Source organism: Leptospira kirschneri serovar Cynopteri str. 3522 CT, assembly GCF_000243695.2.
GTDB classification, from domain to species: domain Bacteria; phylum Spirochaetota; class Leptospiria; order Leptospirales; family Leptospiraceae; genus Leptospira; species Leptospira kirschneri.
The window spans coordinates 23,093-50,040 of record NZ_AHMN02000021.1; the positions used below are offsets into that span (position 1 = coordinate 23,093).

The window sequence follows — 26,948 nt, forward strand, 5'->3', positions numbered from 1 at the left end:
CTTGTGGCCGGACCGCGCTTTCAGCTCCAGTCAATAAATTGCATAAAAGAAACGTTATACGATATATCGTATTGAGTTACAATTTATTAACTACGCCTCAATCGCTTTCGCGAAAGAGACACTGCTTAAGTCCAGTATTGGATTGTTTACGTCAGTTAGACCGAACTCAAGTTAAAAGTAAAAATTCCCACATTTTAGAAATAAGTCTGTAAAATTCAGATTTATAATCCAACTTTTTACGAAACAATCTTAAATCTCTTACACCTTCTACCTCAGATTGCGGAACTTCCTCTTTCTCCGGTTCTAATGCGTATTACGTCTTCCAGAGGAGTAATAAAAATTTTACCATCTCCGATTTTACCATCACCTGTTTTTGCTGCTTTTAGAATTGCGTCTACTGTAGGTTTTACGAATTCGTCGTTCACTGCGATTTCCAATCGAACTTTTCTCAAAAGATTCACTTGATATTCGTGACCTCTGAAAACTTCCGTTTTTCCTTTTTGCTGACCGTAACCCTGTACGTCGCTAACGGTAAGTCTATAAATTTCGTTCTTGGTCAGTTCCGATTTTACTTCTTCCAATTTATGAGGTTGAATGATGGCAACGATTAATTTCATAGAATCTCCTTATTCAAAATTCTTCAGTCAATATTTATTAAAGGATATAACCTTTTTCTCCATGAATTTCCGAATCCAAACCGGTGATTTCTTTTTCTTCGGAAATACGAAAGCCGATAGTTTTATCGATCAAGAATACTAGAATCATAGAAACGATAAAAGAATAAGCTCCAGTTGCGACTACGCTAATCAGTTGGACTAAAATTTGATCTCCTTTACTGGCAACACCAGCGCCGAGAGTCAGAGTGAAAACCCCCGTAAGAACTGCGCCTAACGCACCACCTACGCCGTGAATTCCGAATGCGTCTAGACTATCATCGTATCCTAATTTTCCTTTTAAAAGAATCGCACCATAACATATTGGACTTACAAGAAGTCCCATAATGATCGCTCCTTGAACTCCTACAAAGCCAGAAGCGGGAGTAATTACAACCAAACCAGCCACAATACCCGAAGCGGCTCCGAGAGCGGTTGCTTTTTTAGTGTGTAGATATTCGATTACGAGCCAAGCGACTCCTGCGGCGGCAGGCGCAATCAAGGTAACTAAAAATGCTCTGGCTGCAATTCCGTTTACACTAAGACCTGAACCTGCGTTAAAACCGAACCAACCGAACCAAAGTAAACCGGCACCGATTAAAGTATAAGTAAGATTGTTTGGAGCGATTAGAGCGGGACCTTCTCCTTTTCTTTTACCTAAAACAATTGCAGCTGCAAGACCTGCGATTCCAGAGATAAGGTGAACTACAGTCCCTCCAGCAAAATCCAAAGCGCTCATTTTAAAAAGCCAACCGTCCGCAGCCCAAACCCAATGTGCAACAGGATCGTAAACAAGAGTGGACCAAAGAAGAATAAAAACAATATAACCGCCGAATTTTACTCTTTCTGCAATGGCTCCTGAAATTAAGGCGGGTGTAATTAACGCGAACATTCCTTGAAAAAGAAAGTGAATGTATTTAGGAATTGTTAATTCTAATGTGTTTTCGTCGATTCCGTTTAGAAAAGCAAGATCAAAGTTTCCAAAATAAGGATTGGTTCCGGAGAAAGCGAAACTATATCCGAAGATAGTCCACTGTAGGGTCAAAACCAAAATCGCTATAAAACTATGCATCATAGTAGAAAGAACATTTTTAGATCTTACGAGACCTCCATAAAACAATGCTAGTCCAGGTATCATAAAAAATACAAGTGCAGATGCTACAATCATCCAGACCGTATCTCCTTTGTCTGCTACAGGGGTTGTAGTCGTACTAACTTCTTGTCCAAATAAAAAAAATGGAAGAAGTAGGGTGAGCAATAAGAGCAGTCTCTTGGTCCATTTCATAATCATTCTTATCCCCAAATCAATTTTTATTCTTTGTGTGCAAGATTAGTACCAGTTGAAGAATATTTTAAAAATTTTCAGAAAATCAAAAATAATCTTTAGAATATAGTAGTTCCTACATCTTTTACTCGAGTCTGAAGAAAGAATTTTCTAAGGTAGTAAGTAGTTCCTACATTTTCAGAATTATCTATAAAATCTTAATTTGAGGTAGTTCCCACATTTCAATTTTTACGGAAAAATAAATTGGTTCAAAAACAGATCTTCCAAATGAAGTATTTCATTTTTTAAAGAATAAAAGTGAAATTTAAATGGACCGGGAGCGAAGTTACGAATTTTAAATTGATTTTAAAAATACACTTTGCTGAATTAATGAGCCAGTAATTTTCATTTTGCAGATTTTATATAAGATATGCTTATGGAATAAAAAAAATGCTATTGTTTTGACTGAGGCGAATAAAATTAAGAGTTTGTCCAACAAAAACCTCAAAAAATTTTACGTGATAATTCTTTAGAAATTTTTAATAAAATGCGGTAGTTCCTACAAATTAAGTTGTATTTGGCAATTTGCGAACTTTCAAGCAGTTCTAATCTCGTTAAATTTTCGTAGTTTCCACATTTTCTGAAACTCTGATCTCAGGTCGTTCGAAATAACGTAAGCAAACAGGTGGGTGTTTAAGTTTTGGGACAAAGCTCTTAACGTGAATTCCGTGTAAGAAATCTTTTTCTGAAAAGCGTTGAAATCTGAACTTTACAGATCGATTCCTAGATGTGGGAACTACCACAGACCACAATTTTACGAACAATTTCTAAAATTGTGGGAACTCATACTTTTAGAAAATTCTTTCTCATTTTATTACGCCGAATTCATGTAAATTTAAATGTAGTTTTCTACAGAAAGAGAAGTTGAGAAAGAATAAAGATTAGATGCATTTGTTGGTTTGAAGTCTTAAGAGTTTCTAAATTTACAAATCAGGATGAAAAAATAAAAACCTAAAAGATTGACTGGTAAATTAAAATTACAAATCAAGAGAAAGTTGGAGTTCCTGCAATTTTTCTACATTCTAAAAATTCCGTACCGAGGATATTCTAACTTTTTAGAATGATCCGCGTAGAGAGTAATTCCTAAAATATCTCTTGTTCTGGCAGGATCGATCACTCCATCATCCCAAAGTCTAGCGGATGAATAAATACACGAAGATTTACTTTCGTAGTCGTCCAAGATTGGTTTACGAAATGCGAACTGTTCTGCCTCAGATAATTTTTTTCCTTCTTTTTCTAATTGTTCCATCTTTACCGTCAAAAGAACGTTAGCTGCTTGTTCACCACCCATTACGGAAATTCTTGAATTAGGCCACATCCATAAGAATCTAGGATTAAAAGCTCTTCCACACATTCCGTAATTTCCAGCACCGTAAGAACCTCCGATCACTACAGAATACTTAGGTACAATGGAAGTAGAAACTGCATTCACCATCTTTGCGCCGTCTTTTGCGATTCCGGAGTTTTCGTATTTTTTACCTACCATAAAACCAGTAATGTTTTGAAGAAATAAAAGAGGGATCTCTCTTTGATTACAGAGTTCAATGAAGTGAGAAGCCTTAAGCGCGCTTTCCGAAAACAAAACTCCGTTATTCGCTATGATCCCCACCATCTTTCCATAAATTTTTGCAAAGCCGGTTACAAGAGTAGTTCCATAATATTTTTTGAATTCTTGAAACCGAGAGCCGTCTACGATTCTTGCAATAATCTCTCGGACGTCATAGGACTTACGAATGTCCTTTTGTATGATTCCGTAAATTTCTTCTGCAGGATATAAAGGTTCTTCCCAACTGATCGATCCCCTTTGTGTCGCGTTTCCAGCGTGATGGAGTGTAGATACTATGTTTCTTGTGATTTCAAGAGCGTGTAAGTCATCTTCCGCGTAATGATCGGTTACGCCTGAAATCGTGCTGTGAACTAAGGCTCCACCCAATTCTTCCGGAGTTACAATTTCTCCCGTTGCCGCTTTTACAAGAGGAGGACCGCCTAAAAAAATCGTACCGTTTCCTTTGACAATTACGGACTCGTCTGACATTGCAGGAATATAAGCTCCGCCTGCAGTACAACTTCCCATAACTACTGAGATCTGAGGGATCTTCAGCGCGGAAAGATTTGCCTGATTATAAAATATTTTTCCGAAATGATCTTTATCTGGAAACACTTCGTCTTGCATCGGAAGAAAGGCTCCTCCTGAATCCACAAGATAAATACAAGGAAGAAAATTTTGAAGAGAGATCTCTTGTGCGCGGATATGTTTTTTCACCGTAAGAGGATAATACGTTCCTCCTTTTACGGTAGCGTCGTTTGCAACGATCACACAATCGACTCCGCAGATTCTACCGACTCCGGTTAAAATTCCGGCGGATGGAACTGAGTCCAGGTAGACTCCTTCTGCTGCCAAAGGTGAAAATTCTAAAAAGGAAGTTCCAGGATCGATTAGTGTAGAAATTCTTTCTCTTGCGGTAAGTTTACCTCTTCCTTTGTGGCGTTCGATCGCTTTTTGACCACCACCTAACTCGATTTTACGAATTAACTCGCGTAAGGATTCTACCTTTTGTTTTAGATCTTCAAAATTTTCTTTATACTCTGATGAAAACGTACGAATTTTGGATTCTATGATTTCCACACAACCCTCCGGATTTTTATTTTTTTACTTTAGATTCGTATAAAATGCGGATCAGTTCTGTTTCGGATAACGTGAGTTCTTTATTTCTCCTCGCCATAATTTTGCGAGCGTCTCTGAGAAACAAATCTAGAATATAAGGTTGTCCCGATTCGGCCCAGGTGAAAGGTGAAATGTAGCCTCCGATTCTGGACGATACTACGTTTGATCCAAAGTCTATTACAGTTCCGGTATTTAACATTACTCCGATTGCGATCTTACAATAGTCTCCGATCACCGAACCGAACTTAATGGAACCTGTGATACATTCGTCTTGTTCTTCTCTAATTTTTACAACTCCGTAGTTGTTCTTTAAATCGGATGTGGTTGCGAGTGCGCCTATATTTACCCAGCTTCCTAAAATGGAATGTCCTAAAAATCCTTCGTGATGTTTGTTCGTAAAATCTCCGATCAAACAAGTTCCGACTTCTCCTCCGATTCTACAAGTCGCTCCGATACTTGTGGCTCCTGTAATTCTTACATTGTCTATGTGGGAATTCGGTCCGATATAAACTGGACCTTCGATGAACGAAAAAGAAGTGATCTTTACGTCTTTGTCAACGATCACCGGTCCGGACGTTGTATCAAATACTACACCTGGGTATACGGTCGCAGATGGATGAACATGCAAATGTTTTGATTTTCCGACTACGTGAAAGTGATTTGATTTTACTTTGAGTTTTCGAATCCATTTTCGAACGTCTTTACTGAGTTCTAGATCTGCTTCTATGTTTTTTGCGATTCCATCGATTAAGTTCCAGGGCAAACAGGATTCTGGAGATAATACTAAGTCCACGTCCTTTTCATCATAAGGAAGAAGTTTTGGATTTCTTTCTAAGAAGGCTTGTTGAAAGGTTATATTGGAATGAGCGTAAAAGATTTTTGCGTCTTGGTAAATTTCTTTTGTTCTTTGGATCGTATTCAAAATTCCGTTTCGAATTTCGGAAAAAGATCGAATACGAGTTAAAGATCGTAAACCAGCCGGAACCTCTCTTTCATCGATGAGAATTCTCTGAACTTTGGGCATGGTAGTTTACTCTACGGTTACGGACTTAGCAAGGTTTCTAGGTTGATCCGGAGGACAACCTCTAGAGATCGCTGAATAATAGGCGAGTAATTGAAGAGGGATCACGTTCAAAATCGGACTTAGGATTTCGGAACATTCTGGGATTTCAAAACAATAATCCGAAAGAGATTTCGCTTCTTGATCTCCTTCCGTCACGATCGAAATGATGATTCCTTTTCTAGCTTTGATTTCTTGAATATTAGAAACCATCTTTGTATAAATTTCGGATTTGGGTGCAATACAAACTACTGGAACTTCGTTTGTGATTAATGCGATTGGTCCGTGTTTAAATTCTCCGCCGGCATAACCGGACGCGTGTATATAAGAAATTTCTTTGAGTTTTAAAGCGCCTTCCATGGCAACTGGGTGATTGTAGGTTCTTCCTAAAAATATAAAGTCTTTTGCCGTGGTAAAGTGAGAAGACATCTCTTCGATCTTACTTGCTTGAGCGAGTATTCGATCGATTTTTGCGGGAAGTAATTTGATTTCTTCGATAAGAACTTTTTGTTCTTCGTCGCTGATCAGCCATTTGAGGTTGGCCATATAAATGGAGAATAAAAGTAAATTTAAAACCTGAGCCGTAAACGCCTTAGTGCTTGCCACTCCTATCTCGGGTCCGGCGTCGGTTCGGATATAAGAATCTGATTCTCTTGCGATCGTAGAATTGACGTTGTTCACAAGGGAGACTACTTTGATAAACTTTGCTTTTGCTTCGTGAATGGAAGCTAACGTGTCCGCGGTTTCTCCGGATTGAGAAATACCCATAATTAGAGTATCACCTTCTACGACAGGATTCCTATAACGAAATTCGGAAGAAGCTTCCGTATCCGTTTGGATTTTTGCGAAATTTTCGAGATAGTGTTTGCCTATCATTCCGGCGTAATAACTGGTTCCGGCAGCTTGGATGATGATTCGATTGACTCTGGAAAGTACGTCTTTACTCAGTTTGATTTCTGGAAAAACAATTTCACCGTTTTCTAATATTCTTTCTTGAATGATTTTACGGAAGATCCCCGCTTGTTCGTGAATCTCCTTAATCATGTAGTGGGGATAACCGCCTTTGTCTAGGTCTTCCCAACGAAGTTCTTGTTTTTTGAAAGTAGGATTCAGTTCTTTTCCTGAAAAATCAAATAGTTTGAATTCGTTTTGAGAAAAATAGCCCCATTCTCCGGAGTTTACGTAATATACTTCTTCGCAATTTCTAGTTAGAGGAGAAATGTCGGAGGCTAAAAAGTATTCTCCTTTTCCTTTTCCGATTAATAAAGGAGCCCCGTCTTGAGCAAAGTAAACTCGATTCGGTTCGGTTTCGAATACTGCTGAAACAGCCCATTTACCGTGAATTTTTCCAAATAGTTCTAAGAAGGAATCTTTATTTGATTTTCCGTTTTTTTTACTTTCTTCTAAAAGATGAGGAAGTACTTCCGTGTCGGTTAGGCTTTGAAATACGTGCCCTTTTTTCTTTAATTGGCTTTTGAGTTCTAGATAGTTTTCGATAATTCCGTTATGTACTACCGCGACGGTCGAATTCGTATCTGTATGGGGATGAGCGTTGATTTGATTGGGTTCTCCATGGGTCGCCCAACGAGTATGACCGATTCCTACGTTTCCAGGTGCTGGGAACTCACGCAAATAAGCCTCTAGATCTTTTATCTTTCCTTTTGATTTTCGAACTAAAATATCACCTTGATCTAAGACTGCAATTCCTGCAGAATCATAACCTCTGTATTCGAGACAGATTAATCCTACGACTAGTACCGATTCCGCGTTTTTTTTACCTGCATAACCGACGATTCCACACATATTCAGGCATTCTCCATGAGTCTTTCTGCGCGGTCCAGCAGAGAATTCAGATCTTTTTTGGTCTTTGCTTCGCCTATAATTCGAATGATCGGCTCGGTGTTAGAAGGGCGGATGTGAATCCAAGAATTTTCGGAAGCCAAACGAAGCCCATCTATTGTTTCTTCGGAGAAGGTGGAAAATTCTCCACGAAATTTAAAATAGATGTCCTGAAGATTTTTACCTGCGATTTTAAAACTCGTTTTTTGCATATGAATTGCAGGAAGTTCTTCTACGATAGAATCTATTTTTTTTCCGGTTGCGGCCATAACGTTTAAGATATGTGCAATTCCGGAAAGTGAATCTCTTCCAAAAGATGCGATCGTGGGATCGATTACGCCGCCGTTTCCTTCTCCTCCGAAAATCGATTTTTGACGGAGCATTTCGGAAACTACATTTGCTTCGCCTACTTTAGAGCGAAATACAGGAACCCCGTTTTGTCCGGCTACAAATTCGTTGATAAAACTTGTAGAAAGGTTTACTACCATGTTTGCATTTTTAGGAATTTTTTCTAAGGTTAGGGAAAGAAAACTCAGTGGAAGAGTAAATTCTTCGGAGATTGCGCCTTTTTTTGGGGTAAGTATGACTAAACGATCTGCATCCGGATCGAGTGCGAATCCAATATCGGCTCCGGAGGATTTCATTTTACGCGAAGTTTGTTTGAGTGCTTCTGGAGTCGGTTCGGGAGGTCTTGGAAATGTTCCATCCGGATTGCAATGTAAAAGAATTGGTTTACATCCGAGTTTTTTCAGAAGTTCAGGAACTAAATAACTTCCGGCTCCGTTTACTGAGTCTATAAGAACCTTATATTTTTTCTTTCGAATTGAGTTTAGGTCTACTCGTTTGAGTACGGATTCGATGTGTTTTTCGGACCATTCTGCTCCGGAAATGATTTTAGAAGAAGGTTTGTATTGAATCGGTTTATAGGATTGATTTTGAACCGTTTCTAGTATTTGTTCTAGGTCCGTTGCATTTGTAAAAAAACCGCCTGGACCTATAAATTTAAATGCATTCCAGACAATTGGATTGTGAGAGGCGCTGATCATAATTCCGCCTCCCGCTTTGGATAGATTGACCACCGCTTTTACTGTGGGAGTTGGAACAACTCCAAGTTGTAATACGTCTTTGCCCATTGCTTGCATTAGACCCAGAGAGATATTTTCGAGGTAAGATCCGGAAGGTCTAGAGTCGCGGCCAATTACAATTTTGGAACCTTCGATCCAAGTTCCGAAGGCGCGTAAAGAGTTAAAAATTACTTCGGGAGAAAGTCCGGTGGGAATGATTCCTCGGATTCCGGAAACAGAGACCATTAAATCCGGATGATTGAATACTGGAATTTTTGTATTCATAGAGGTTTGAATTGCTCCGGAAAAGGATTATGGGCGATGACAGGATCGAACTGCCGACATCCTGCTTGTAAGGCAGGCGCTCTACCAGCTGAGCTAATCGCCCTTTATATTCCGTTGTTTTAAGCTGCTGAAGAGTTGAGTCTTTTTGCCATTCTACTTTTTTTTCTATCTGCGTTTTTAGAATGGATTAAGTTTGTTTTTGCAGCTTTGTCCAAAAGAGAGGTATACTCTATAAAAAGAGTCATCGCCGCTTTTTGGTCTTTTTCTTTGATGGCTTTCAGAACTTTTTTAGCCTGAGTTCTGAGCCTGGACCGGTTCTGGGAATTAGCCGCATTTCTACGTTTGGTTCTTCGAATGTCCTTTTCTGAAGACTTGATATTAGCCAAGGCTTACACTTCCTAATTGAATGAGTTTTTACAGGTTTTCTGTACCTGGCCCTCTGTCAAATGAATTCTTTTTAGACTCTTTTTTAAAACCTTAAAAACGTGGTAGTTCCCACAGATTAAGCCTCTTTAAGTGGTTATGTTTTGAGCCGTTTCTGTTTTGTGTGAGTTCCCACAGATTAAGTCGCATTACAAATTTTTAAACATTCATTTTTTGTGATTCGAGTTGGGGAGTTCCCACATTTATTTTTTATGGAAAAATCAGGTTTTTATAAAATGGATCTTTTACGTCTTACTCACATTATCTTATATTTTTTTGAAATAGACCCTAAATTCTAATCTTTTGAATTAAACTCATACTATCATTTTCATACTTTTCTACTGAGTTCCGATTGATAATATTTAACTACTGAAAGCACGTCATGGTCACCTTGAATTGATTTGCGATAAGATCGTCGTTTAAAAGCGGAAATCTCAACAACTTTATTCTATAGTTCTCTCAGAAATGAATCCTTTCGAACGGTTTTCGGAACCGTTCTGATAAGGAGGATCGATATGAGGCAAAATGACTCTAGAAATATTTTTTTGACTGTTTCATTGGATCGAAACTTTTTTTCCCGTCTTCAAGAAGAGGAAGTAAATCTTTCCGAACTTGCTGAGTTGGGAATTTTACTTCTTTATGACTTTGAAAAGTCGGGGAGGTGTTTTTTGTCGATCGAAAGGGAAAAAGTTTCAACCTCGTTAGTCATTCAGAAAAGTTCTTATTTACAGATTTTTAATTATTGTTTCCATAGTTTTCGTTCGTTTGATTCGTTAATGGAAGATATTTTGCATAACGTGTATCTGGATTTTTACTTAGGTATTGGATTAAAGTCATTTCCCGTTTTGTTCGACAAACACAACGTATTCGGTTCTGAAAATTTTTTTCAACTTAATAATGGAGTCGTACTTAAGGAAGATTATTAATGTTAAATAAATTTGAATATATTGTCGTCGATTCTATTTCTTCTGTGGATCCTAACGCACTTTCTTTGGGCCAACTCAATCAGAAATTTATAGACAAACAGGGGAATCGTTTTGCCCTTCGTTTCAATCGAGATGCTAGAAGATTAGAATTTGTAAGAATTGCTTTAGAATCTCCTAATGAAGCGCAAAAACACAAACAAGTTTCACGTGCTCCCGTTAGACGAGTAGTACATTCCCTGGATCCTTCCACGAACAAAAAGATTTCTTCTCTGCAGGAAATCATGTCCAAAACCCAAGAACAGTCTTCCGTAAAAATTCCAAAACCGAGTTCTTCTCAAATCGCTAACGAAGGAGCGATTCAAAAACCGATTTTTCAAAGGGATTATCGTAAAACCAGAGACGTTTCCAATACTGATTTGGATTTGAGTCAAATGGATCTCAATATTATGGATGGCCCTGCTTCTTCCGCCAAACACGACTCAGGTGATTCTTTGCTAAAAATGGAATATGGTTCTTCCGCTTCTTTAGGAGACGGAAACGTTATTGAGAAAAAAATTTCCGAACTTACTAAACTTAAAGAAAGAATTAATTCGGTTTTGAATAATCTTCAAAATTCTAAAATTTTCGAAATCACTGGAGATCCTTCTGAAAATAAGAACATCATAGGAAACTTAAATCGAGAGTTTGACATCGAATTTTTTCAAAAGCTGGATCGATTAGTAAATTACCATAAAGAACTGACCACTTATCCTAGATCGGTCAATTACTACACTGCTAAATTTGAGTCTTCCAAAAAGCAGATTCTTCAATCTAAAAATACGGATGCCGAAAAACTCAAACTAGTGACTCTTTGGGAGATGCAGGAGTTGATGCTTGGGTTGGTTCAAAAACTGAAGAAGATGGTTTTAAGCGCTTTGAACGTTTTGAACACCAAAAATGATAATCATATCAAACAGCTTCCGTACAATCAGCAACAAATGTTCCGAGATTCTAGGACCGCGCTTTTATATTGTTCGGAAGATATTTCTTCTTTGCTTATCTCTTTAGAAAGTTGGGTCGATACTGAATAGGAGATAACTCCTATGGAACCTTTACAAAGCTCCGAAATCAAAGCCGTTCTTGATAAATTGAGGACGGAATATTCTGAAAATTCAAAAAAGAATCCGAAAGCTTTTGATCTGAAAGCGTTTGAATCCAGACTTACCATGATTCTTCAACAAAAAGGAAATCTTTCTTTATTCCTCAAGGATGAGATTCAATTTTTAGAAACCTTAAAAGCCAAACAGAAGGAAATAGAAGATAAGAAACAAGCCGCTAAAGGAGATACGATCAATAAGATCTTGGAAGAACAGGAAGCAAAACTCAAAAAATACCAGAGAATTGATTTTCATCCTTTGGCTAAACCTGAGATCCGTTATTTTTACGGAGCTATTCTTTCCTTTACCGAAACCGAATTACCTGCTTTGACTTATATTTTTAAAGGGACGCCTGAGTTTTCTATCTTCAAAGATATGATCGCAATCGTTGAAAGAATGGGAATTAGTAGAAGGGGTTTACCTTCGATCCGAATTGGTGAACACGTCAAAGCTTTGTTAGACGCCAACGGAAATCAAAGTGCTATGGAAAAAGACGGACAAAATCTTTTGAAAGAAGTTTGTATCGCTTTGAAAGGAATTATAACTTCTGCTCGTGAATGTATCGATAAAAAGAGAATCTCTCAAACTCTTTCTGTCAAAATTGACGAGAAAGAATTCCCGAAAGCCGCTGAATCCTATCAGAATTTAGTTTTCGGAATCGCTCTCGAAAAAATAATAGCACGAGCCGACGCGATCATTCGAGATTTTCGAATGGCCGAAATTACTGGTTTGGGGTAAGTATGAAAGTTTCCATTGTCATTCCTTGTTATAACGAAAAAAATACGATTCGTAATATTCTGGAAACTGTGAAAAAAGTCCCGATCAAAAATAAGGAAATCATTCTTGTGGACGATTGTTCCAAAGATGGTACGAGGGATTTACTCCAATCTCCCGCTTTTAAAAAGTTGGCTAATCAGATCATCTTTCACGAAGTCAATCAGGGAAAAGGGGCCGCGTTAAGAACTGGTTTTAAGTCAGCGACCGGAGACATCGTTATCGTTCAAGACGCCGACTTAGAATACGATCCGTTTGAAATTCCAGAAGTGATCGATCCGATTTACAAAGGTAAGGCGGACGTCGTTTTTGGAAGTAGATTTTTGGGAGGCCGTCCGCATAGAGTTGTTTATTATTGGCATCGCCTGGGGAATATGGTGTTAACCACTCTTTCCAATATGTTTACCAATATCAATTTAACAGATATGGAAACCTGCTACAAAGCATTTCGTCGAGAAATCATTCAATCGATTGATATTAAGGAAAATCGTTTTGGATTTGAACCCGAAATTACCGCGAAGGTTGCGAAAATTCCGGACATTCGGATTTTTGAAGTGGGTATTTCTTATTACGGTAGAACTTACGCGGAAGGAAAAAAGATCGGTTGGAAAGACGGTTTTCGTGCGATTTATTGCATTTTACGTTATAATCTTTTTGATTGAGACCGAAGCGTTTTTCTCAAAATTCCAGAAAGACATCAACTTAAGTTAATGTGAGTTCGATATAACGCGAAAGGGATCGATGAATGAACTAAAGCACAACGCTTTCCTCAAACTCAATGCATCGCTTCCTGAACTCAGCAAAACGGTTCTCTATGGATCGCGTTTTAGGTCGCTCTGCAGGATCAAGTCATTGGTATTTTATGAAAATTGAATCTGATTCTGTAGTTTTACAATAACTTGACCAAAGCTAAAGAGCCTGGTCCGGCTGCCTGTGGCAAGCCGGATTCGCCCTAATTTTATTACGTCGAACTCACGTTAAGTAAATTATAATATTTTGATTCCTCAAATATTTAGTTTTAAGATGTGAAATCGTAACGCGTTTGTAGATCAAATAGGGTGGGTTCCTGCTCGGATTTTAACTTCATTCAAAATAAAAAAGACAGGACCGGACTTGCTACGCGAAAAAGGCCTTCGGCATAACTTTTCTTACGGAAAAAAGTTATGTGTGGGTCGCCCGCCATGGACGACTGCTTTGCGCAGGTTCCTATCACAGGGTTTTTTAGTAAAATGTGGGAACTACTGCAAATTTTGGGGTATTACAGTTGATTTTGAAAATGTGGGAGCTACTGCAATGCAAACTTGGGGTATTGCAGTTAACTGAAGTGAATTTTTCTAGATGAAATCTTTTTCAGAGTTTTTTAGAAAATTAAAGAATTATATTATAATATTTTTCTTAAATACTTGTTGAATGATGGTTGGAGAGTAGGCGACTTTAAAAAAGTACACGTTTTCTCTTGTGATTTACATTAAGCATATTTTCTTTTTGCAAAAGTTTTTAAGACCTACTTTAAAAAATTTGCGGTCGTATCTGGATAAATTTGAGAAGCTAAAATAAAAATAAAAACGCTGACTGCGATTCCCATCGAAGCAAACAATACGTCTTTTCCTACTTTTCGAAATGTTTCCAAATAAGGAAGATCTCTAAAAGTCATAAAATTAAGAATGATTTCTCTTCCTGCTAACATTCCTAAAAATACCCAAGTAGTAGACATGGGCATTTTACTCCATTCGTGGAAAACGATTAGAATTGTTCCATAAACCAAATCCACGATCGTCGCCGCTTTGGACCATTGAATATCCGATTTTTCAGTTACTAGTTCTTGGATGGTTCCTCCATTTGTGTAAAGAATGATTCCCAGAGCAGCGACTAACATAAACATTGCGAGGATGAATTCTAAGATGGAAAGTTGTCTAGGTAAATAAATAACAATATTGGCTGCGTCTTGTCGCAACCATGCGATCCAAAGATAAATCGTAGATAACCATTGAAAAAGCGCCCAACGTTTTTCACTTTTAGGATCGGGAACGTGATCTTCCTTGTATTCTTTGGGATCAACTTTTACCAGAATTCCCCAGACGAGTATCGCGACACCGAACGCTATTCCGTAACCAAAAAATGATTTAGTCAGCATCTTTTCGATATTACTTCCGCCAAAAAGTCCTAAGATTAAAAAAGTAGTGGAGATAGGAGATTTTAATCGGGTAATCACTACTAAAATCAAAGGAGCTAAAAGTTGTATCAAATTGAATCGCCGAACTTCTGGAAAATTTTCCAAACGTCCAAAATGGATCTGAGTATCGTTCCAAATCCAAGCGGCTAAAAAAATGACGATCACAGTTCCGCCTAAGACGACTAACTTTACAATCCAATGAACATTTTTTTTACTTTCTATAAAGGTTCCTACTGTTTGTACTGCGTCGTTTCCCGCGACAGAAAACGCACTGATAAAAAATGCAAACCAACCTAAATAATAAGAGGGAAATCCAAATTGATAAGAGACAATCATCAAAGTTCCAGCGATCGCAACCAAAGAATAAAATCGAATTTGATCCCGAATGCTAGGATGTTGAAAGTCTATTTCATTTTGTTTCATTGAAAAAGGTATCTACAAAGCAAATGCTTAAAAAGATACTAATAAAACTCCAGAACTCCCGTCAAGGTGTTCCGGAGAGTTGTTTTAATATAGAAAACGTTTTCCGTATTTGGATTCTATATCTCGAATATCGAATAGTATAAAAAAGTCTATGGTTTTAAAAACCTTGTCCAATGCCGGAGTTCCACAAATCTGAGCCCCCGCTCTGAGGTAACCTTTGATCAATGCAGGAACTCTTTTATGAACCGCGTCCGATTGGTAGTTAGGATCGAAACCGGGAATTTCAAAATTTGGAAGTGGTGTTATATCAAATTCTTTTCCAACGAGAGCGTTCTTATCTTTTAGATACGCATAAACTTCGTTTGCCGACTGTACATCCGTTTGATGTATAGAGCCGCATCCGAAAAGGTATCTAACGTTATATTTTTGCATATACGCTCCGAGTCCCGCCCAAAGCATAGAGATCACGGAACCGTCTCTATATTCTGGATGAACACAACTTCTTCCGATCTCTGCGGTTTCGGCGTCCAATTCGTAAATTTTTGTAATGTCAAATTCGTTGTCTGAATAAAAACCTAAATTTTGTTTTGCAACGGATCTTCTTAAAATTCGATAAGTTCCTACAATTTTGTTTTCTTGGTTTTTATCGATTACGATCAAATGGTCGCAGAAAAGATCATATTCGTCCCTATCTTTACGAGTTGCAGCGGATTGAGGAAGTCCTTCTCCTAATTCGAGATTGAAAACTTCATAACGAAGTGCAAGAGTTCGTTCTATTTCCAATTGGTTTTCGGCGATCCGAACTTCCAGTTTTCGTTCTGTTTTGATCTTGTTATTCACGAAACCAGTTCCCATAATAGTAACTCCTTCGGTTTTAGAATATTCAAAATACTATTCGTTTTTTTTACGTTTAGATTACATAGGAAATAAATTTCTGTGACCCGCGGGTGTATAAAAATAATACCAAAAATAAACGATCGGCTTTGTAAAGGTGTAGAAAATTTCAAAAATTGCGTTGAATCCGGAATTGTTGTTTTTTTGAAGTAGATCCTACATTCTAAGTTTTGAAACAAGCCAACCATAATATTACTTTCATAATAGTTGAAAAAAATTTGGGTAAATTCGGCTGTCATGGGTAAGGCCGCCACGGGCTCGCTCCTGGTCAATAAATTGCATGCAGAAAACGTTATACAACAATCGTTTTTAGTTTCAATTTATTAGAATTGTTAAAAAATGAATTTTCTATTTCATGGAAATGATTGATTGAGGCAGTTTTGTTAATTTGAACTGTAAAATTTTTTAACAACTCTAACATCCAAAACTTTCGCCTAACTAGGATTCAACGGCGCTGAGTTTGATCGTATCTAAGATTTTGGCTACTTTCTTGTCGAATTTTTTATTGAATACAAAAGAGTTCAAAGTTTTTTCAAGAAATAGAATCATTTCAACGGCTTTCCATTTAAGAACTTCTTTATGATTTTGGATTTTACCAGAATGAAGATCGATGGAAATTCCTCGAATGGATTGGTTTTTAAAATCCCTTCTGAGCGCGATAAATAGGGCTTGCGACTCGGGGGTTAAAAATCTGAATTTTTTAGAAAAAAGTACTGCGTCGTGAAAGTATTCGGGTCGAATTACCGAGCCGTTTAATTTAAGAGATAAAATTAAAAAACCTATAAAGTCTGAAATCTGATGAAAAATTCCAAGGCCAGGAACGTCCTGTCCGGGATACAATCTACTTTTATCCATAGTTTGAGATTTCGGATGACGTGTCTGTAGCCAATTTATGATCAGATACTTCTCTTTGAAAAAGTAGTCGTTGATCTCTAATCTATATTCTTGAATGCTTAAACGGAGATGTAATAAAATTTCCTTATCGGAAATTAAGACGAGTCTTTGAAAATCTTCTCCCATACCTGAAATTTCAAGTTGAACTTTTAGATAACCTTTCTTTCTAATTTCAGGAAGAATCCCGGTGATTTCTAGTAGTTCTAATATATTTTCTCTTGTTAGAGAATTAAAAAGATCACCTTCTTGATACGAAAAGATAGAACCGTCCGCACTGGTTAGAAATTCGTCATATACGAAATCAAAAAATCTAGGATTACCGTAACTCGGTTTGGTCATGATGATATAATAAAGCCAAAGAGATTTAAAATGAAGTCTTTTTATTTCACGATTCCATCAAAATCTTTGAGTATTTTTTTTTTCAAGGAGAATCTCTAAGTCAAAAAATTGCAAACCATAAGATCGATTAACTCTAAGATTTGCAAAACGGTTTCGTTTAAATTTCCTTTCTCCTATCAGAAATATTGAGTGATATAACAGAATGCAGAATTCTTTTATCTAAGTTTAGATTTGATCTCAAAAATACCTTAGAAAGATTGTAATCGGTATTTAAATAGAGATGAAGTATTTTTTTTGAGACCAGTTTTTAGTAATTTCCTCTTTACTAGTTTCTATAAAATTGAGTATCTTAAATTTTAAAACAAATTCTAACTTAAAACGGATCTTTGGGTACTTGATTATATATGGCTCTGAGTAGTAGTTTCTAAAAACGAAGACAATCTATAATTTTTATAGGATGGATTTTAATACTTGGTCCGGAGCCTCTACTTGAGGGTAGTGACCAATTCCTGAAAGTTCTACTATGTCCGCCGAAGGAACAAGTTCTTTATATCGTTTTACGATATTTATACCGCTGATCGGATCTTCTATACCATTGATCATTCGAATTGGGATCGGAGAGTTGAGCAAAGCACCTACCCAACGCGACCTGTTTATTTTTCTTTCTTGCATGTATCGAATCAACTTATAGGCAATTTTTTCTCCTCCGTCGAAAGAAACTAACTCCCAGAATTGATCCAATTCTTCAAGACTCGGTTTTGTATTTATTCCGAAAACGGAAGAAAAACTTTTTTGAAAAGACTTACGGTTCATAAATTCGGAAAGAACCCATCCCAAAGGACTGTGTAATAGTTTTTGTATGAACTTAGGTCTATGAGATTCCGGAAAAACTCCTCCATTGAGTAAAGTGATCGTTTGGATTTTCAGTCCTTTTTTTCCCGATTTTTTTCTATCTATAAAACGTGCGAGTAATTCCTGCGTTACTGTATCTCCTAAATCATGTGCGAGAATTTTGGTTTCTACGATTCCTTTGTCGCTTAACAATTTTTCGATTATATCCGCTTGTAAAAAAATAGAATAATCGATTTTAGGTTTGGATGAAAATCCAAATCCTAACAGGTCTAGAGCGATAACTCTTCTATTTTTAGAAAGTGGTCGCCAGATTTTTTCCCAATCAAAAGATGCGGTTGGAAACCCGTGGATCAAAAGTATATTTTCACCTTTACCTTCTTCTTTTGAAAAAATTTTCCAGTTTTGATAAGAAAAATATTCTCCGGATTGTTTCCATTTCTCTAAGCTCATACGATCTCCGTTTTACCACTCGAATTGATTATAATAGAGTGTCAAAAATTTTGTCTTTAAACTGTAATTTGTCCCAAAATTCATGGTACTTTATTATATAAGACTATTAAAAAGTACTTCTATTAAAGTCCAGAAAGGATCATAGCCCAATTGTATTTTTTCATAAAATCACCGTTTTGCGATCTTTATAAAAATTAAAATCTATTTTATAAAGTTTCCTAAAAGTCTTTCCAAAACATTAAAGAAATCTGTTACAATTATTTGGCAAGTTTTTAACAAATCGAGATTGTTACGTTTGGATGTGGTTTTTCTAAATGCGCCTTGTGGTTGAGTTTTTGGATCCAAAAAATAGTTTGATTCAAAATGAAAGGTATTCCTTGAGCCGCATAAAATTAGAACTTGTCCCAAAACAGTCCAATGTGGAAACTACTACCAATTTAACGAGATTAGAACTACTTGAAAGTTTGCAAATTGCCAAATGTGATCTAATTTGTAGGAACTACTCCGTTTGATTAAAAATTTCTAAGGAATTATCGCATAAAATTCTTTAAGGTTTTAGACAAGCTTTAAATACCGTGGGTTTTTATTGTAAAACGCTGTTTCATGAAATGATCGATTGAAGTAATTCTGTTGATCTCCGCTATGGAATTTTTCAATAGCTCTATTATAGATTTTTAATTCTTTTTATTGTTAAATTATCAATCAGAAATGTTTTAATGTTGTGATGAAGCATCAATTAACGTGAGTTAGGTATATTCTGATTCGAAAGTGATTGAAGTGTAGAGAAACCCGGCAGAACGCTTTCCTATGGATCGCGTTGGAAACTCAGTAAAACGCTCTCTCAAACTCAGCGTCTCGCTTCTATTGGCGCTCGACAGATCGCGTTTTAAATTAAAACTTAAAAAAAATATCGTATTAAGTTTCTTTCATACAATTTATTGACTGGAGCTGAAAGCGCGGTCCCGCAAAGCTGAATTCACATTATTGGATTGGTTCTTTATTATGTAGTTTTAAGTAGGATCAATTTTGTTGAATTTTGATGGGATGGAACGTTTCGAACGAAACATTGGGTGTCGGGTCGACTTTGGAGCAAAGTGGAAAGGTTAGGGGCCGTTTGGTTCTTAGGTCATCTAAACTCTGATACTTGAATCAGAATTGAAATCTTTTCCTGGAAAATATATATTGCCTTAGTGGCTTTAACTTTTCAAGAGATTTTAGATAGAATTCGGATCATCGATCGAGACGTGACCGAACTGAACCGCTTGAAGTCTAGACTTCCTGCGGACCGGCCTTATTCTTCTTCCTTACAAATTTCTTTTGATAAACAAATCAACGAACTCTTAAACGAAAGAGTAGGCCTTATGGAACTTGAGGTCCTAGATCCACCCGCTTGGATCTTGGGAACCGGGATTTCTCAGGAAACTCCGGTTCCGCTCAAAGGCCTTTTTCCGTCTGGAGATCTTTCCAAGGAAAAACCGGACGATCAAGACGTAATTAATTTCCTACGAGAACTTCCTAAAACGGAAATCCATCTCCACCTTGAGGCATGTGTCAATAAGGACACGATGAAAAGGTTGATGGCTAAGAATGGAATTAACGTAACGGATGAAGAGTTCGAAGCTAAATTTAACTTTAAGGATTTGAACGGTTTCATTCAAGTATTCTTTTTTATTCAATCACTTGTTAAGGAACCTTCCGATTTCTCGTTTTTTGTGGAAAGTCTCGCGGAATACATGAGAGCGAATAACATCGTTTATACGGAAGTCTTTTTTGCTCCTTCTAAGTTTATTCAAAACGGTCTCGATTTCCAAGAAATGATCGATTTTTTAGTCAATCGAATTCGGGAGGAAAAGGAAGACGATGGTATCACCATACGTCTGTTAGTCGATGTTTCCAGATCTTTTGGACCGGAAAATGCAATGAAAAATCTGGATCGGGTTCTAAAACTGAGACATCCGGAAGTGATCGGAATTGGTCTTGGAGGTGCAGAGCTTATGGGACCTGCTAGGGATTATCAAGAGGTTTTCCAAAAAGCAAGGGAAGCAGGGCTCAGGGTAGTGGCACATTCCGGAGAAGACGACGGTCCTTGGGCGATTTGGGAGGCGGTGGAACTTCTCAAAGCGGAAAGGATTGGACACGGAACTTCCGCGATCCAAGATCCCGAATTGGTAAAGTATCTTAGAGAGAATCATATTCCGATAGAAATTTGTGTGACGTCTAACGTATTTACCGGCAAATACGTTAGAAAAGAACAAAATCATCCGGTTCGTTATTATTACGATCAGGGTCTTCCTCTGAGTATCAACACGGACGATCCTGAGATATTCAATGTAAATCTTACATACGAATATTATAAACTTTGGAGATTCCTGGATTTCTCTTTGGATGAGATCGTGGATTTGATTCGTCAAGGTGTTTTTGCCTCCTTTCATCCCAATAAGGAATCTCTCTGGGCCGAAATGGAAAAAAACATTCATCTCGTAAAAGCAAGATACGGTCTAAAAAGATAAAAATGGTTCTGAAAGTAACTTGAACTTTTCGTTTTCTTTAGTTACCGCTTGGAAAAATTAAAATCTATCTCAAAGATACTTGATCTTTGTTTAAAATATCGAATTTTAAAATATTTTTGAGATGATTTCTAGTAACTTTGAACTCAACGTTTTGCTTTGTAGGCCGAGTTGAAAGTTACATTCAAGATTTTGAAATCTTATTTTTTTTAAACGAAAATTTTAAGAATAGGATTGTTAAAAAATGAGAGTTCTCTATCCGTTTCCTTTACATTGAAATGGGCAATTGAATTAATTTTGTTGATTCCCACTATGGAATGTTTCAACAACTCTAATGTATAATTTGAACTCTATACAAAGTCAGAGAATACCAAAAATTTTTATCACAATATCTTGTTTGAGTATGAAATATTACTCAGAACTAAAAAATAAAACATCCAGTATTTTGCGCCGACAGGGTTTTGTAATAAAAATTTACGGTCCTCAATTTGATAGAGATCGTAGATAATAGTTATCAGTGAAACCATAGAGTTTATGGAACGGCAGAATTCTTTTCAAATAAATTGAATTTTACTTTTCGATCCTTTCGATTTTTGAAATCTAAGTCCCATGCAACCAAGAATGAATTTGATTACTCTCGGAGTGAGGGACCTAAAAAAAGCGGTTCATTTTTACGAACAAGGTCTTGGGTTTCCTAAAATGAAATTTGAAGGAAACGTCGCCTTCTTTACGTTAAACGGAACTTGGCTGGCTTTATATCCTTGGGAAGAACTTGCCGCAGATGCGGGCGTTTCTGCAGAAGGTAACGGTTTTAGAGGATTTACTATCGCCTATAATGGACAGTCCAAAGAAGAAGTGGATCAAGTCATCGCAAAAGCGGAGAAAGTCGGTGCCAAAATCGTAAAGCGACCTCAGGACGTTTTTTGGGGGGGATACTCCGGTTACTTCCAAGATCCGGAAGGGTTTTTTTGGGAGGTCGCTTGGAATCCCGGATTTTATCCGGGACCTTCTTGATTTACGGTTTCTTTTTTGCAGAATATTTGTACGGTTCTTTGAGTATATATTCCGCCGATTATCCAATGGATCAGATTGTCCCAGAAGTTTCTTGAAATTAAAATTTCTGGTTCTCCTTCGGAACATCGAACTTCCGGAGTATCGAACGTGTTTATCAAACCTAATAGAAAACCTCCTTGTTTGTAGGTTTGTTCAGGTTCGGCCCCGGCAGTTATAGAGTATTTTGTATCATGGATTTGTAATGTAGTATTGTAACAGTTAATCATTGTTAACGTTATTAAAGCAAAAAATACTATTTTAAAAAGTTTCATGGTTTAACTCAGTTATAACAGGTTAGATTTAAGGTTCTAGGAGTATAAATTCCGAAAGTTAATTGTTCATAAAGAGAATCTAAAAACGTGGAATATTGACGTATTTCTTTGATCTCGTTTGGACAATAATCACTCACATTGACGTGGTATTTTTTCGGAACCATTCCCCAAAAATAAAAGGATTGAGAAACGACATGAACTTTAGGCGGTTGTGCGTTGAGCCTGGCTCTTTCTTCCAAATCGTTTTTACACTGTCTTCTCAGTATAGGCGGTACACATGATTTTGGTGGTTTTTGTGCAAAACTTACTTGTACGTTTTGACAAGTGGTAAGTAAACTTAAAATCAAAAATGTTATCGAGATCCTAGTAATTGGATGTTGCTTCGACATTTATATAACCCTTCCCGAATATTCCTATAAAAAGATTAAAATCTGATTTTTTCGTATTCGTGTTTTTATAAACGGCTGCGGTATATCTACCTTTTTCCAATGATTGATTTTCGATTTTACAAGAGTATGTGTTTCCTAAATTTGTATTTGTACATTCTTTCTTTGAGTCAAAAAGAAATCCTTTTTTAATTAATTCAACCTTTAGATCTGGATCCGTGGAATCGACCTGTACGTTTCCACGGATGTTTTCGGATTGGTTGATAGTAAATTCATAATTTTGAATGTTCTTTTCCGGAGTTAATGTTCCTTGAACGAAAGACTGAAGACGAACTGTTCCGTTTTGTTCGCTTTGATCGAATATAAGCCTTTCTGAATTTTCGTTTATTTTACAGGAGATTAATCCGGTAAACATACAAGCCATTATCGTCACGACGATTCTTAATGAATTTTGCATATTATTGGTTCTGTTGTCTGTAAATTTTAACCGGTTGATCTTTATTTCCTACGCTTATATATACGAAATTTACACCAAAATTCATTCCGGATATAGCCGAATAAATTTGACGATTGGTAACGTCTCTTAATCCGCCTATTCCTATAGGCTCCCAGTCGTGTGATGAACTTCCAGGATTTTCAAGATTTGTTCTCCAGATTTGAATTCCGTTTTCGTTGTCAAAACCTACGTAGAGATAAGATCCACTTGCAACTACCATCGTCATACTGTGATTGGAATCGTCTCCGAAATTCGTAAACCCGGTTCCATTATCTCCTACTAAAGACCAATCTTCTGCTTCGCAGGTTGTTGTATCGCCGGTTAGAGTCGGATCACATTTCCAAAGTTGAGGTCTTCGATTTGTATAACTTCCGTCTGTACAACCTTTCAAAGTTTGTAAACTTTGTCTGAGTCCGGAGTGATCTTCTTTCGTTACACAGATCGTTCTTGTTACATACAATCTTCCGTTAAATTCTGCGAATTGAGAGAATGCTTTATCCGCCGGAATTAAATCTCGATACTTTGTAAGCTCCAGTGAAAACCAATTGTTATGAGGAGAGTTATGCCACTTCGGATTGGATCTATGTGCTGTGTCTTTCCAACTGGAACAACGATTGATTCCTTCACAAGGACTAGGATTTGCACTGGTAGAGTGTATTATACTTCCATTATGTAATGAATTTGGAAATCCTCCGTTTGCGGCGTAAAGTTTTTCTTTAAAAACGAATAGAGAATCTATTCCCACATAATAACCCCAGTTGATCGAGGAATTATTCAGTTTATTTAATCTGTTTTCTTTAACATTCACTTTAGTTTTGTGAACAATAGGGCCAGGAGTTATATCCAAACTACCCCTTCTAAATTTTATCTTTTGTTTTTCGCTACTGACTAAGTCTTGGCTTCCCCCTCCGAAATAAGGCATTCTATCGATTCTAAAACGATTGCCGCGATAACCGTTAGAGGCTTCACAGTTGTTTACAATTGCACATCGATTTTGATCGGATGTGTTAAAGGTGATTTTACCGAAATCAGGTGCGTTTAGATTTTGATTTCTTTTTGCAAAACCTACATGGATTCGATCGTCTAGAACCGCGATAGATGAAGTTCCTGCAGTCGCCAATCCAGTAATTTCTCCCATATCGATATATTTAAAATTAAGGTTTGTATCGGTATCTGAGGAATAATAGAGATAGTTGAATTTCCTTGGTTTTGAACCTGCTATAAAAATATGAGATTTTTTGTCTAATGATCCGGTGGCAAAAACTCCACGTCCATCTTCGTTATCCGGACCACATCCAGTAGTAATGTCTGCACTATTGAGAGTACAACCGGTATGACCGATTGTAACGTAATTCGGAACCGGAATTCCTCCATCTCTTGAAGAAGCACGGTTAGTGGCATTTATATCTTTGGTAAAAGAGAAAAAAATAGATTCCGGAAAAGTTCCGTCGTAATTGAATCGAGCTGCTTGGTTTCCTTTTACATTCGGTCCTAGATAGATTTGATTGTTGTAATCTACAAGAGAGCCGAAATCGGAACCGTCTCCAAAAGGATCTGACACGATCGGGCCATCCATAAAGTTGAGAGGGGAATTTCCACAACCTATAAAGTTGATTCTATCTTTCGGAGAAGATTGTAGGTTTTCTTGATCTAATGAATCTCGAATTGCTCCCCAGGATTTGTTGTCAAAGCCGTCTCCGTTCAAATCATTTGCGGCGATGATCGTATATTGACCACCTGATTGAAGAAGGGAGTGTGTTAAACATATTTTCGAGGAGTCTGCCGGTGCTCCACCGCATACTTTTCCATCTAAAATTCTAACGCTCGTAATACTTCCCAATGAAGACACACCTGCAAATTTATATCTGGATTCACACTGGGACGGATTTGAACATTCCACGGATTTTGTTGCTTCCTTTCCCGAATATAAAGGTTTGGAAAAAGAAACGATCACTTGGTTTAAGGAATTACAAACTGCACTTGTAAGTTTGAGTTGTTCTTTTCCTATAAAATCAGAGTTATTTGGACAACTTAAGGAATTTGGAATGGAAGAAAGATCGTGAATTCCTTGTTTGTTGACTACAAGTGTGTATGATTTGTTTAAGATTTGTGAATGTGAAAGTGTGATCGTAAAAGTATTTTTACTTCCTTTGATACTACTAAGAGAAAAATCTGCGGTTTGAGAATTGGAATTGAAGTCCGTATTATCCGAACAATGTCCGTAAAAATTGGAACTATCAATTATTTTGTAATTGGATAAATCAAGGGCTTCCTGATTGTTTATGGATTCTGAATATACAATTTGGATGGTAGTAGGTGATAAAGAAACTACGGATTGAACCGTCGGAGCTATCGTGTCGGTTTTGTTTACTGTGAGAATTGTATTTCCCGACACTGAGCCGTAGGTCGCTGTGATTATAGGATTTCCAGAAGTAATCCCTGTAACCAATCCTTTCGTTTCAGATGCGTTACTCACCTTTGCTTGAGCTTGATTCGAACTGGACCATGTAACCGAAGAAGTTAAATCCGTTTTGGTTCCGTCCGAATACGTTCCCATTGCAAAGAATTGTTTTGATACGGTGGTGTTTATATTTGTATTGGTAGGAGATATAGAAATCGAAGAGAGAGTTGCTGCGCTGACAGTTAAATTTATGTTTTTCGAAATGGAATTGTAAGTCGCGGTAATTTTGCTCTTTCCAATCTGTAAAGCGGTCGCTTTTCCCTTGGTTCCGGTCGAATTGGAGATGCTGATCGAGTCAGAATTGGAACTGGACCATGTAACTAAATCGCTGATGTCCTGAATGGTGGAGTCTGAATAAACGCCAAGCGCAGTATATTGTTGGGTAAGTCCCTTGGCGATGTTATTGTTGACTGGATTGATTTTAATGGAATCTAACGTGGCGGCGCTTACATTAAAATTTATTTTATTACTGCTTATAGAATTGTAAATTGCGGAGATGTTGGAAGAACCTATTGAGAGTGCGGTCGCTAAACCTTTTTTACCCGCAGAATTATTGATAGGAACAATATCGGATTTGGAGGAATACCAGGTCACAAGATTCGTAATCTCTTGTTCAGAACCGTCTATAAAAGTTCCGATCGCTTTAAATTGTTGGGTCAATCCTTTGGCTATTGAACTTGAGGAAGGACTGATAGTTATACTTTTCAGTTTTAAGTCAGTGACTGTGATCGGAATTGGGGAACTTTGGACAAATTTGTAGATGGCCGTAATATTCGAACTTCCTAATGCAGAAGCTGTTGCTATACCGGAGTTATTTTCGATCTTGATCTTGGAGGGATCGGAAGAAATCCAAGTTACAAGCTGAGTCAAATTCTGAGTAGAGTTGTCTGTAAAAATACCAGTCGCTTTAAATTGTTTTGTAAAACCATGAGGGATAGAATTGATCGTCGGTGTTATCTCGATGGAAGTAAGAAGCGCGGAAGTGATATTCAAAACGGAAGATCCGGATATGGAGTCTATCGTTGCCTTAATGTTTGTACTTCCAGTAGCGACTGTTGTAACTGAACCAGTAACATTGTTGACTATTGCTTTTCCGGAATTGGAAGAAGACCAGGTGGCTAGGGACGTCACGTCTTGTACGGAATGATCCGTATATGTTCCGGTGGCCTTGAATTGTTGTGTTAAACCTTTTGCAACTGATGGATTTGTAGGTGTTACGGCAATGGAAATCAATTGTGCCGGAGTTACCTTCAATATTACTTTAGAACTTTTGATTGAACCGAGAGCGGCGGATATTTCACTCGATCCGGGAGTGAGTGTATTTGTAATACCTTTGCTTCCTCTGGTATTTGTAATTTCAGCAATATCTGTATTAGATGAACTCCAAGTGACCTGATTTGTAATATCGGAATTAGAGTTGTCTGTAAAAATACCGGTTGCTTTAAATCTTTCGGAAAGTCCCTTTGCTTTGGAAGCAGCGGCCGGTGTGATTTGTATTTCAACAAGTTTTGCAGCAGTAACGGATAACGTAGAAACTGGACTACTTACCTTTCCGAATGTGGCTTTAATATCCGTTGCTCCTGTAGCTGCTCCGTAAGC

General features: G+C 37.3%; 21 protein-coding genes and 1 tRNA gene. 6 read left to right on the forward strand and 16 right to left on the reverse strand.

Features of this window, described 5'->3' with window-relative positions:
• Positions 1–272: 272 nt before the first annotated feature.
• The 8 genes from LEP1GSC049_RS208550 to rpsT form a co-directional block, all read right to left on the reverse strand.
• Positions 273–617 (reverse strand): P-II family nitrogen regulator, encoded by a 345-nt coding sequence (locus tag LEP1GSC049_RS208550; RefSeq protein WP_000767694.1) that lies wholly within the window; start codon positions 615–617, stop codon positions 273–275.
• 37 nt (positions 618–654) lie between these two features.
• Complete coding sequence (locus LEP1GSC049_RS208545) at positions 655–1,938, reverse strand: ammonium transporter (protein WP_016750398.1); 1,284 nt, start codon at positions 1,936–1,938, stop codon at positions 655–657.
• Between the two features lie 1,054 nt (positions 1,939–2,992).
• On the reverse strand, positions 2,993–4,603 hold the full coding sequence (locus LEP1GSC049_RS208540; protein WP_016561193.1) for a carboxyl transferase domain-containing protein: 1,611 nt from the start codon (positions 4,601–4,603) through the stop codon (positions 2,993–2,995).
• 16 nt (positions 4,604–4,619) lie between these two features.
• A complete protein-coding gene (locus tag LEP1GSC049_RS208535) occupies positions 4,620–5,666 on the reverse strand; it encodes a GlmU family protein (protein WP_004758219.1) in 1,047 nt (348 codons plus the stop codon).
• A gap of 6 nt (positions 5,667–5,672) precedes the next feature.
• On the reverse strand, positions 5,673–7,505 hold the full coding sequence (glmS, locus tag LEP1GSC049_RS208530) for a glutamine--fructose-6-phosphate transaminase (isomerizing) (protein ID WP_004751267.1): 1,833 nt from the start codon (positions 7,503–7,505) through the stop codon (positions 5,673–5,675).
• A 2-nt stretch (positions 7,506–7,507) separates the two neighbouring features.
• Positions 7,508–8,890: a phosphoglucosamine mutase gene (glmM, locus tag LEP1GSC049_RS208525; RefSeq protein ID WP_004751202.1), complete on the reverse strand. Its 1,383-nt coding sequence runs from the start codon at positions 8,888–8,890 to the stop codon at positions 7,508–7,510.
• A 30-nt stretch (positions 8,891–8,920) separates the two neighbouring features.
• A tRNA-Val gene (locus LEP1GSC049_RS208520) sits at positions 8,921–8,993 on the reverse strand.
• Between the two features lie 16 nt (positions 8,994–9,009).
• Positions 9,010–9,276: a 30S ribosomal protein S20 gene (gene rpsT / locus LEP1GSC049_RS208515; RefSeq protein WP_001274025.1), complete on the reverse strand. Its 267-nt coding sequence runs from the start codon at positions 9,274–9,276 to the stop codon at positions 9,010–9,012.
• 552 nt (positions 9,277–9,828) lie between these two features.
• Between rpsT and LEP1GSC049_RS208510 the strand changes: the two genes are divergently transcribed.
• The 4 genes from LEP1GSC049_RS208510 to LEP1GSC049_RS208495 are packed head-to-tail and all read left to right on the forward strand — an operon-like array spanning position 9,829 to position 12,811.
• Entirely contained in the window at positions 9,829–10,239 is a 411-nt protein-coding gene (locus tag LEP1GSC049_RS208510) for a hypothetical protein (protein WP_004758208.1), read from the forward strand.
• Positions 10,239–11,309 (forward strand): LIC_10450 family protein, encoded by a 1,071-nt coding sequence (locus LEP1GSC049_RS208505; protein WP_004751248.1) that lies wholly within the window; start codon positions 10,239–10,241, stop codon positions 11,307–11,309. Before LEP1GSC049_RS208510 ends, LEP1GSC049_RS208505 begins: the two co-directional genes overlap by 1 nt.
• Positions 11,310–11,321: 12 nt before the next feature.
• Positions 11,322–12,113: a hypothetical protein gene (locus LEP1GSC049_RS208500; RefSeq protein ID WP_000433586.1), complete on the forward strand. Its 792-nt coding sequence runs from the start codon at positions 11,322–11,324 to the stop codon at positions 12,111–12,113.
• Between the two features lie 2 nt (positions 12,114–12,115).
• Entirely contained in the window at positions 12,116–12,811 is a 696-nt protein-coding gene (locus LEP1GSC049_RS208495; RefSeq protein ID WP_004751232.1) for a glycosyltransferase family 2 protein, read from the forward strand.
• Between the two features lie 842 nt (positions 12,812–13,653).
• Here the strand turns inward: LEP1GSC049_RS208495 and LEP1GSC049_RS208490 are convergent.
• The 4 genes from LEP1GSC049_RS208490 to LEP1GSC049_RS208475 form a co-directional block, all read right to left on the reverse strand.
• Complete coding sequence (locus tag LEP1GSC049_RS208490) at positions 13,654–14,745, reverse strand: hypothetical protein (protein ID WP_004769348.1); 1,092 nt, start codon at positions 14,743–14,745, stop codon at positions 13,654–13,656.
• An 84-nt stretch (positions 14,746–14,829) separates the two neighbouring features.
• Positions 14,830–15,600, reverse strand: a complete 771-nt coding sequence (locus tag LEP1GSC049_RS208485; protein WP_004758241.1) for a GNAT family N-acetyltransferase — start codon at positions 15,598–15,600, stop codon at positions 14,830–14,832.
• A 477-nt stretch (positions 15,601–16,077) separates the two neighbouring features.
• Entirely contained in the window at positions 16,078–16,872 is a 795-nt protein-coding gene (locus tag LEP1GSC049_RS208480) for a hypothetical protein (RefSeq protein ID WP_004751191.1), read from the reverse strand.
• Positions 16,873–17,322: 450 nt separating this feature from the next.
• Entirely contained in the window at positions 17,323–18,174 is an 852-nt protein-coding gene (locus LEP1GSC049_RS208475) for an alpha/beta fold hydrolase (protein ID WP_004751195.1), read from the reverse strand.
• A 1,211-nt stretch (positions 18,175–19,385) separates the two neighbouring features.
• Between LEP1GSC049_RS208475 and add the strand changes: the two genes are divergently transcribed.
• Both add and LEP1GSC049_RS208465 read left to right on the forward strand, forming a co-directional pair.
• Positions 19,386–20,684: an adenosine deaminase gene (add, locus tag LEP1GSC049_RS208470; RefSeq protein WP_306292203.1), complete on the forward strand. Its 1,299-nt coding sequence runs from the start codon at positions 19,386–19,388 to the stop codon at positions 20,682–20,684.
• 606 nt (positions 20,685–21,290) lie between these two features.
• Positions 21,291–21,695, forward strand: a complete 405-nt coding sequence (locus LEP1GSC049_RS208465; RefSeq protein ID WP_004751246.1) for a VOC family protein — start codon at positions 21,291–21,293, stop codon at positions 21,693–21,695.
• Here LEP1GSC049_RS208465 and LEP1GSC049_RS0207505 read toward each other — a convergent pair.
• The 4 genes from LEP1GSC049_RS0207505 to LEP1GSC049_RS00825 form a co-directional block, all read right to left on the reverse strand.
• On the reverse strand, positions 21,677–22,006 hold the full coding sequence (locus tag LEP1GSC049_RS0207505; protein ID WP_016748405.1) for an LA_3781 family PerA/PerB upregulated protein: 330 nt from the start codon (positions 22,004–22,006) through the stop codon (positions 21,677–21,679). The genes LEP1GSC049_RS208465 and LEP1GSC049_RS0207505 overlap by 19 nt on opposite strands.
• Positions 22,007–22,014: 8 nt before the next feature.
• Positions 22,015–22,395, reverse strand: coding sequence for a Bor/Iss family lipoprotein (locus LEP1GSC049_RS0207510; RefSeq protein WP_004761367.1), 381 nt, complete (start codon positions 22,393–22,395; stop codon positions 22,015–22,017).
• The gene (locus tag LEP1GSC049_RS208460) at positions 22,370–22,807 is read right to left on the reverse strand and encodes an LIC_10463 family lipoprotein (protein WP_004776997.1); all 438 of its coding nucleotides are present in this window, start codon (positions 22,805–22,807) and stop codon (positions 22,370–22,372) included. The genes LEP1GSC049_RS0207510 and LEP1GSC049_RS208460 overlap by 26 nt, the downstream gene beginning before the upstream one ends.
• 43 nt (positions 22,808–22,850) lie before the next feature.
• Positions 22,851–26,948: Ig-like domain-containing protein (locus LEP1GSC049_RS00825; protein WP_016561190.1), on the reverse strand; the 4,098-nt coding region annotated here is incomplete at its 5' end.

Excerpts from the sequence above, each read along its gene's own strand:
- LEP1GSC049_RS208550 (WP_000767694.1), bottom strand. The coding sequence starts at position 617 with ATGAAATTAATCGTTGCCATCATTCAACCTCATAAATTGGAAGAAGTA.
- LEP1GSC049_RS208545 (WP_016750398.1), bottom strand. The coding sequence starts at position 1,938 with ATGAAATGGACCAAGAGACTGCTCTTATTGCTCACCCTACTTCTTCCA.
- LEP1GSC049_RS208535 (WP_004758219.1), bottom strand. The coding sequence starts at position 5,666 with ATGCCCAAAGTTCAGAGAATTCTCATCGATGAAAGAGAGGTTCCGGCT.
- glmS (WP_004751267.1), bottom strand. The coding sequence starts at position 7,505 with ATGTGTGGAATCGTCGGTTATGCAGGTAAAAAAAACGCGGAATCGGTA.
- glmM (WP_004751202.1), bottom strand. The coding sequence starts at position 8,890 with ATGAATACAAAAATTCCAGTATTCAATCATCCGGATTTAATGGTCTCT.
- LEP1GSC049_RS208510 (WP_004758208.1), top strand. The coding sequence starts at position 9,829 with ATGAGGCAAAATGACTCTAGAAATATTTTTTTGACTGTTTCATTGGAT.
- LEP1GSC049_RS208505 (WP_004751248.1), top strand. The coding sequence starts at position 10,239 with ATGTTAAATAAATTTGAATATATTGTCGTCGATTCTATTTCTTCTGTG.
- LEP1GSC049_RS208500 (WP_000433586.1), top strand. The coding sequence starts at position 11,322 with ATGGAACCTTTACAAAGCTCCGAAATCAAAGCCGTTCTTGATAAATTG.
- LEP1GSC049_RS208495 (WP_004751232.1), top strand. The coding sequence starts at position 12,116 with ATGAAAGTTTCCATTGTCATTCCTTGTTATAACGAAAAAAATACGATT.
- LEP1GSC049_RS208490 (WP_004769348.1), bottom strand. The coding sequence starts at position 14,745 with ATGAAACAAAATGAAATAGACTTTCAACATCCTAGCATTCGGGATCAA.
- LEP1GSC049_RS208485 (WP_004758241.1), bottom strand. The coding sequence starts at position 15,600 with ATGGGAACTGGTTTCGTGAATAACAAGATCAAAACAGAACGAAAACTG.
- LEP1GSC049_RS208480 (WP_004751191.1), bottom strand. The coding sequence starts at position 16,872 with ATGACCAAACCGAGTTACGGTAATCCTAGATTTTTTGATTTCGTATAT.
- LEP1GSC049_RS208475 (WP_004751195.1), bottom strand. The coding sequence starts at position 18,174 with ATGAGCTTAGAGAAATGGAAACAATCCGGAGAATATTTTTCTTATCAA.
- LEP1GSC049_RS208465 (WP_004751246.1), top strand. The coding sequence starts at position 21,291 with ATGCAACCAAGAATGAATTTGATTACTCTCGGAGTGAGGGACCTAAAA.
- LEP1GSC049_RS0207505 (WP_016748405.1), bottom strand. The coding sequence starts at position 22,006 with ATGAAACTTTTTAAAATAGTATTTTTTGCTTTAATAACGTTAACAATG.
- LEP1GSC049_RS0207510 (WP_004761367.1), bottom strand. The coding sequence starts at position 22,395 with ATGTCGAAGCAACATCCAATTACTAGGATCTCGATAACATTTTTGATT.
- LEP1GSC049_RS208460 (WP_004776997.1), bottom strand. The coding sequence starts at position 22,807 with ATGTTTACCGGATTAATCTCCTGTAAAATAAACGAAAATTCAGAAAGG.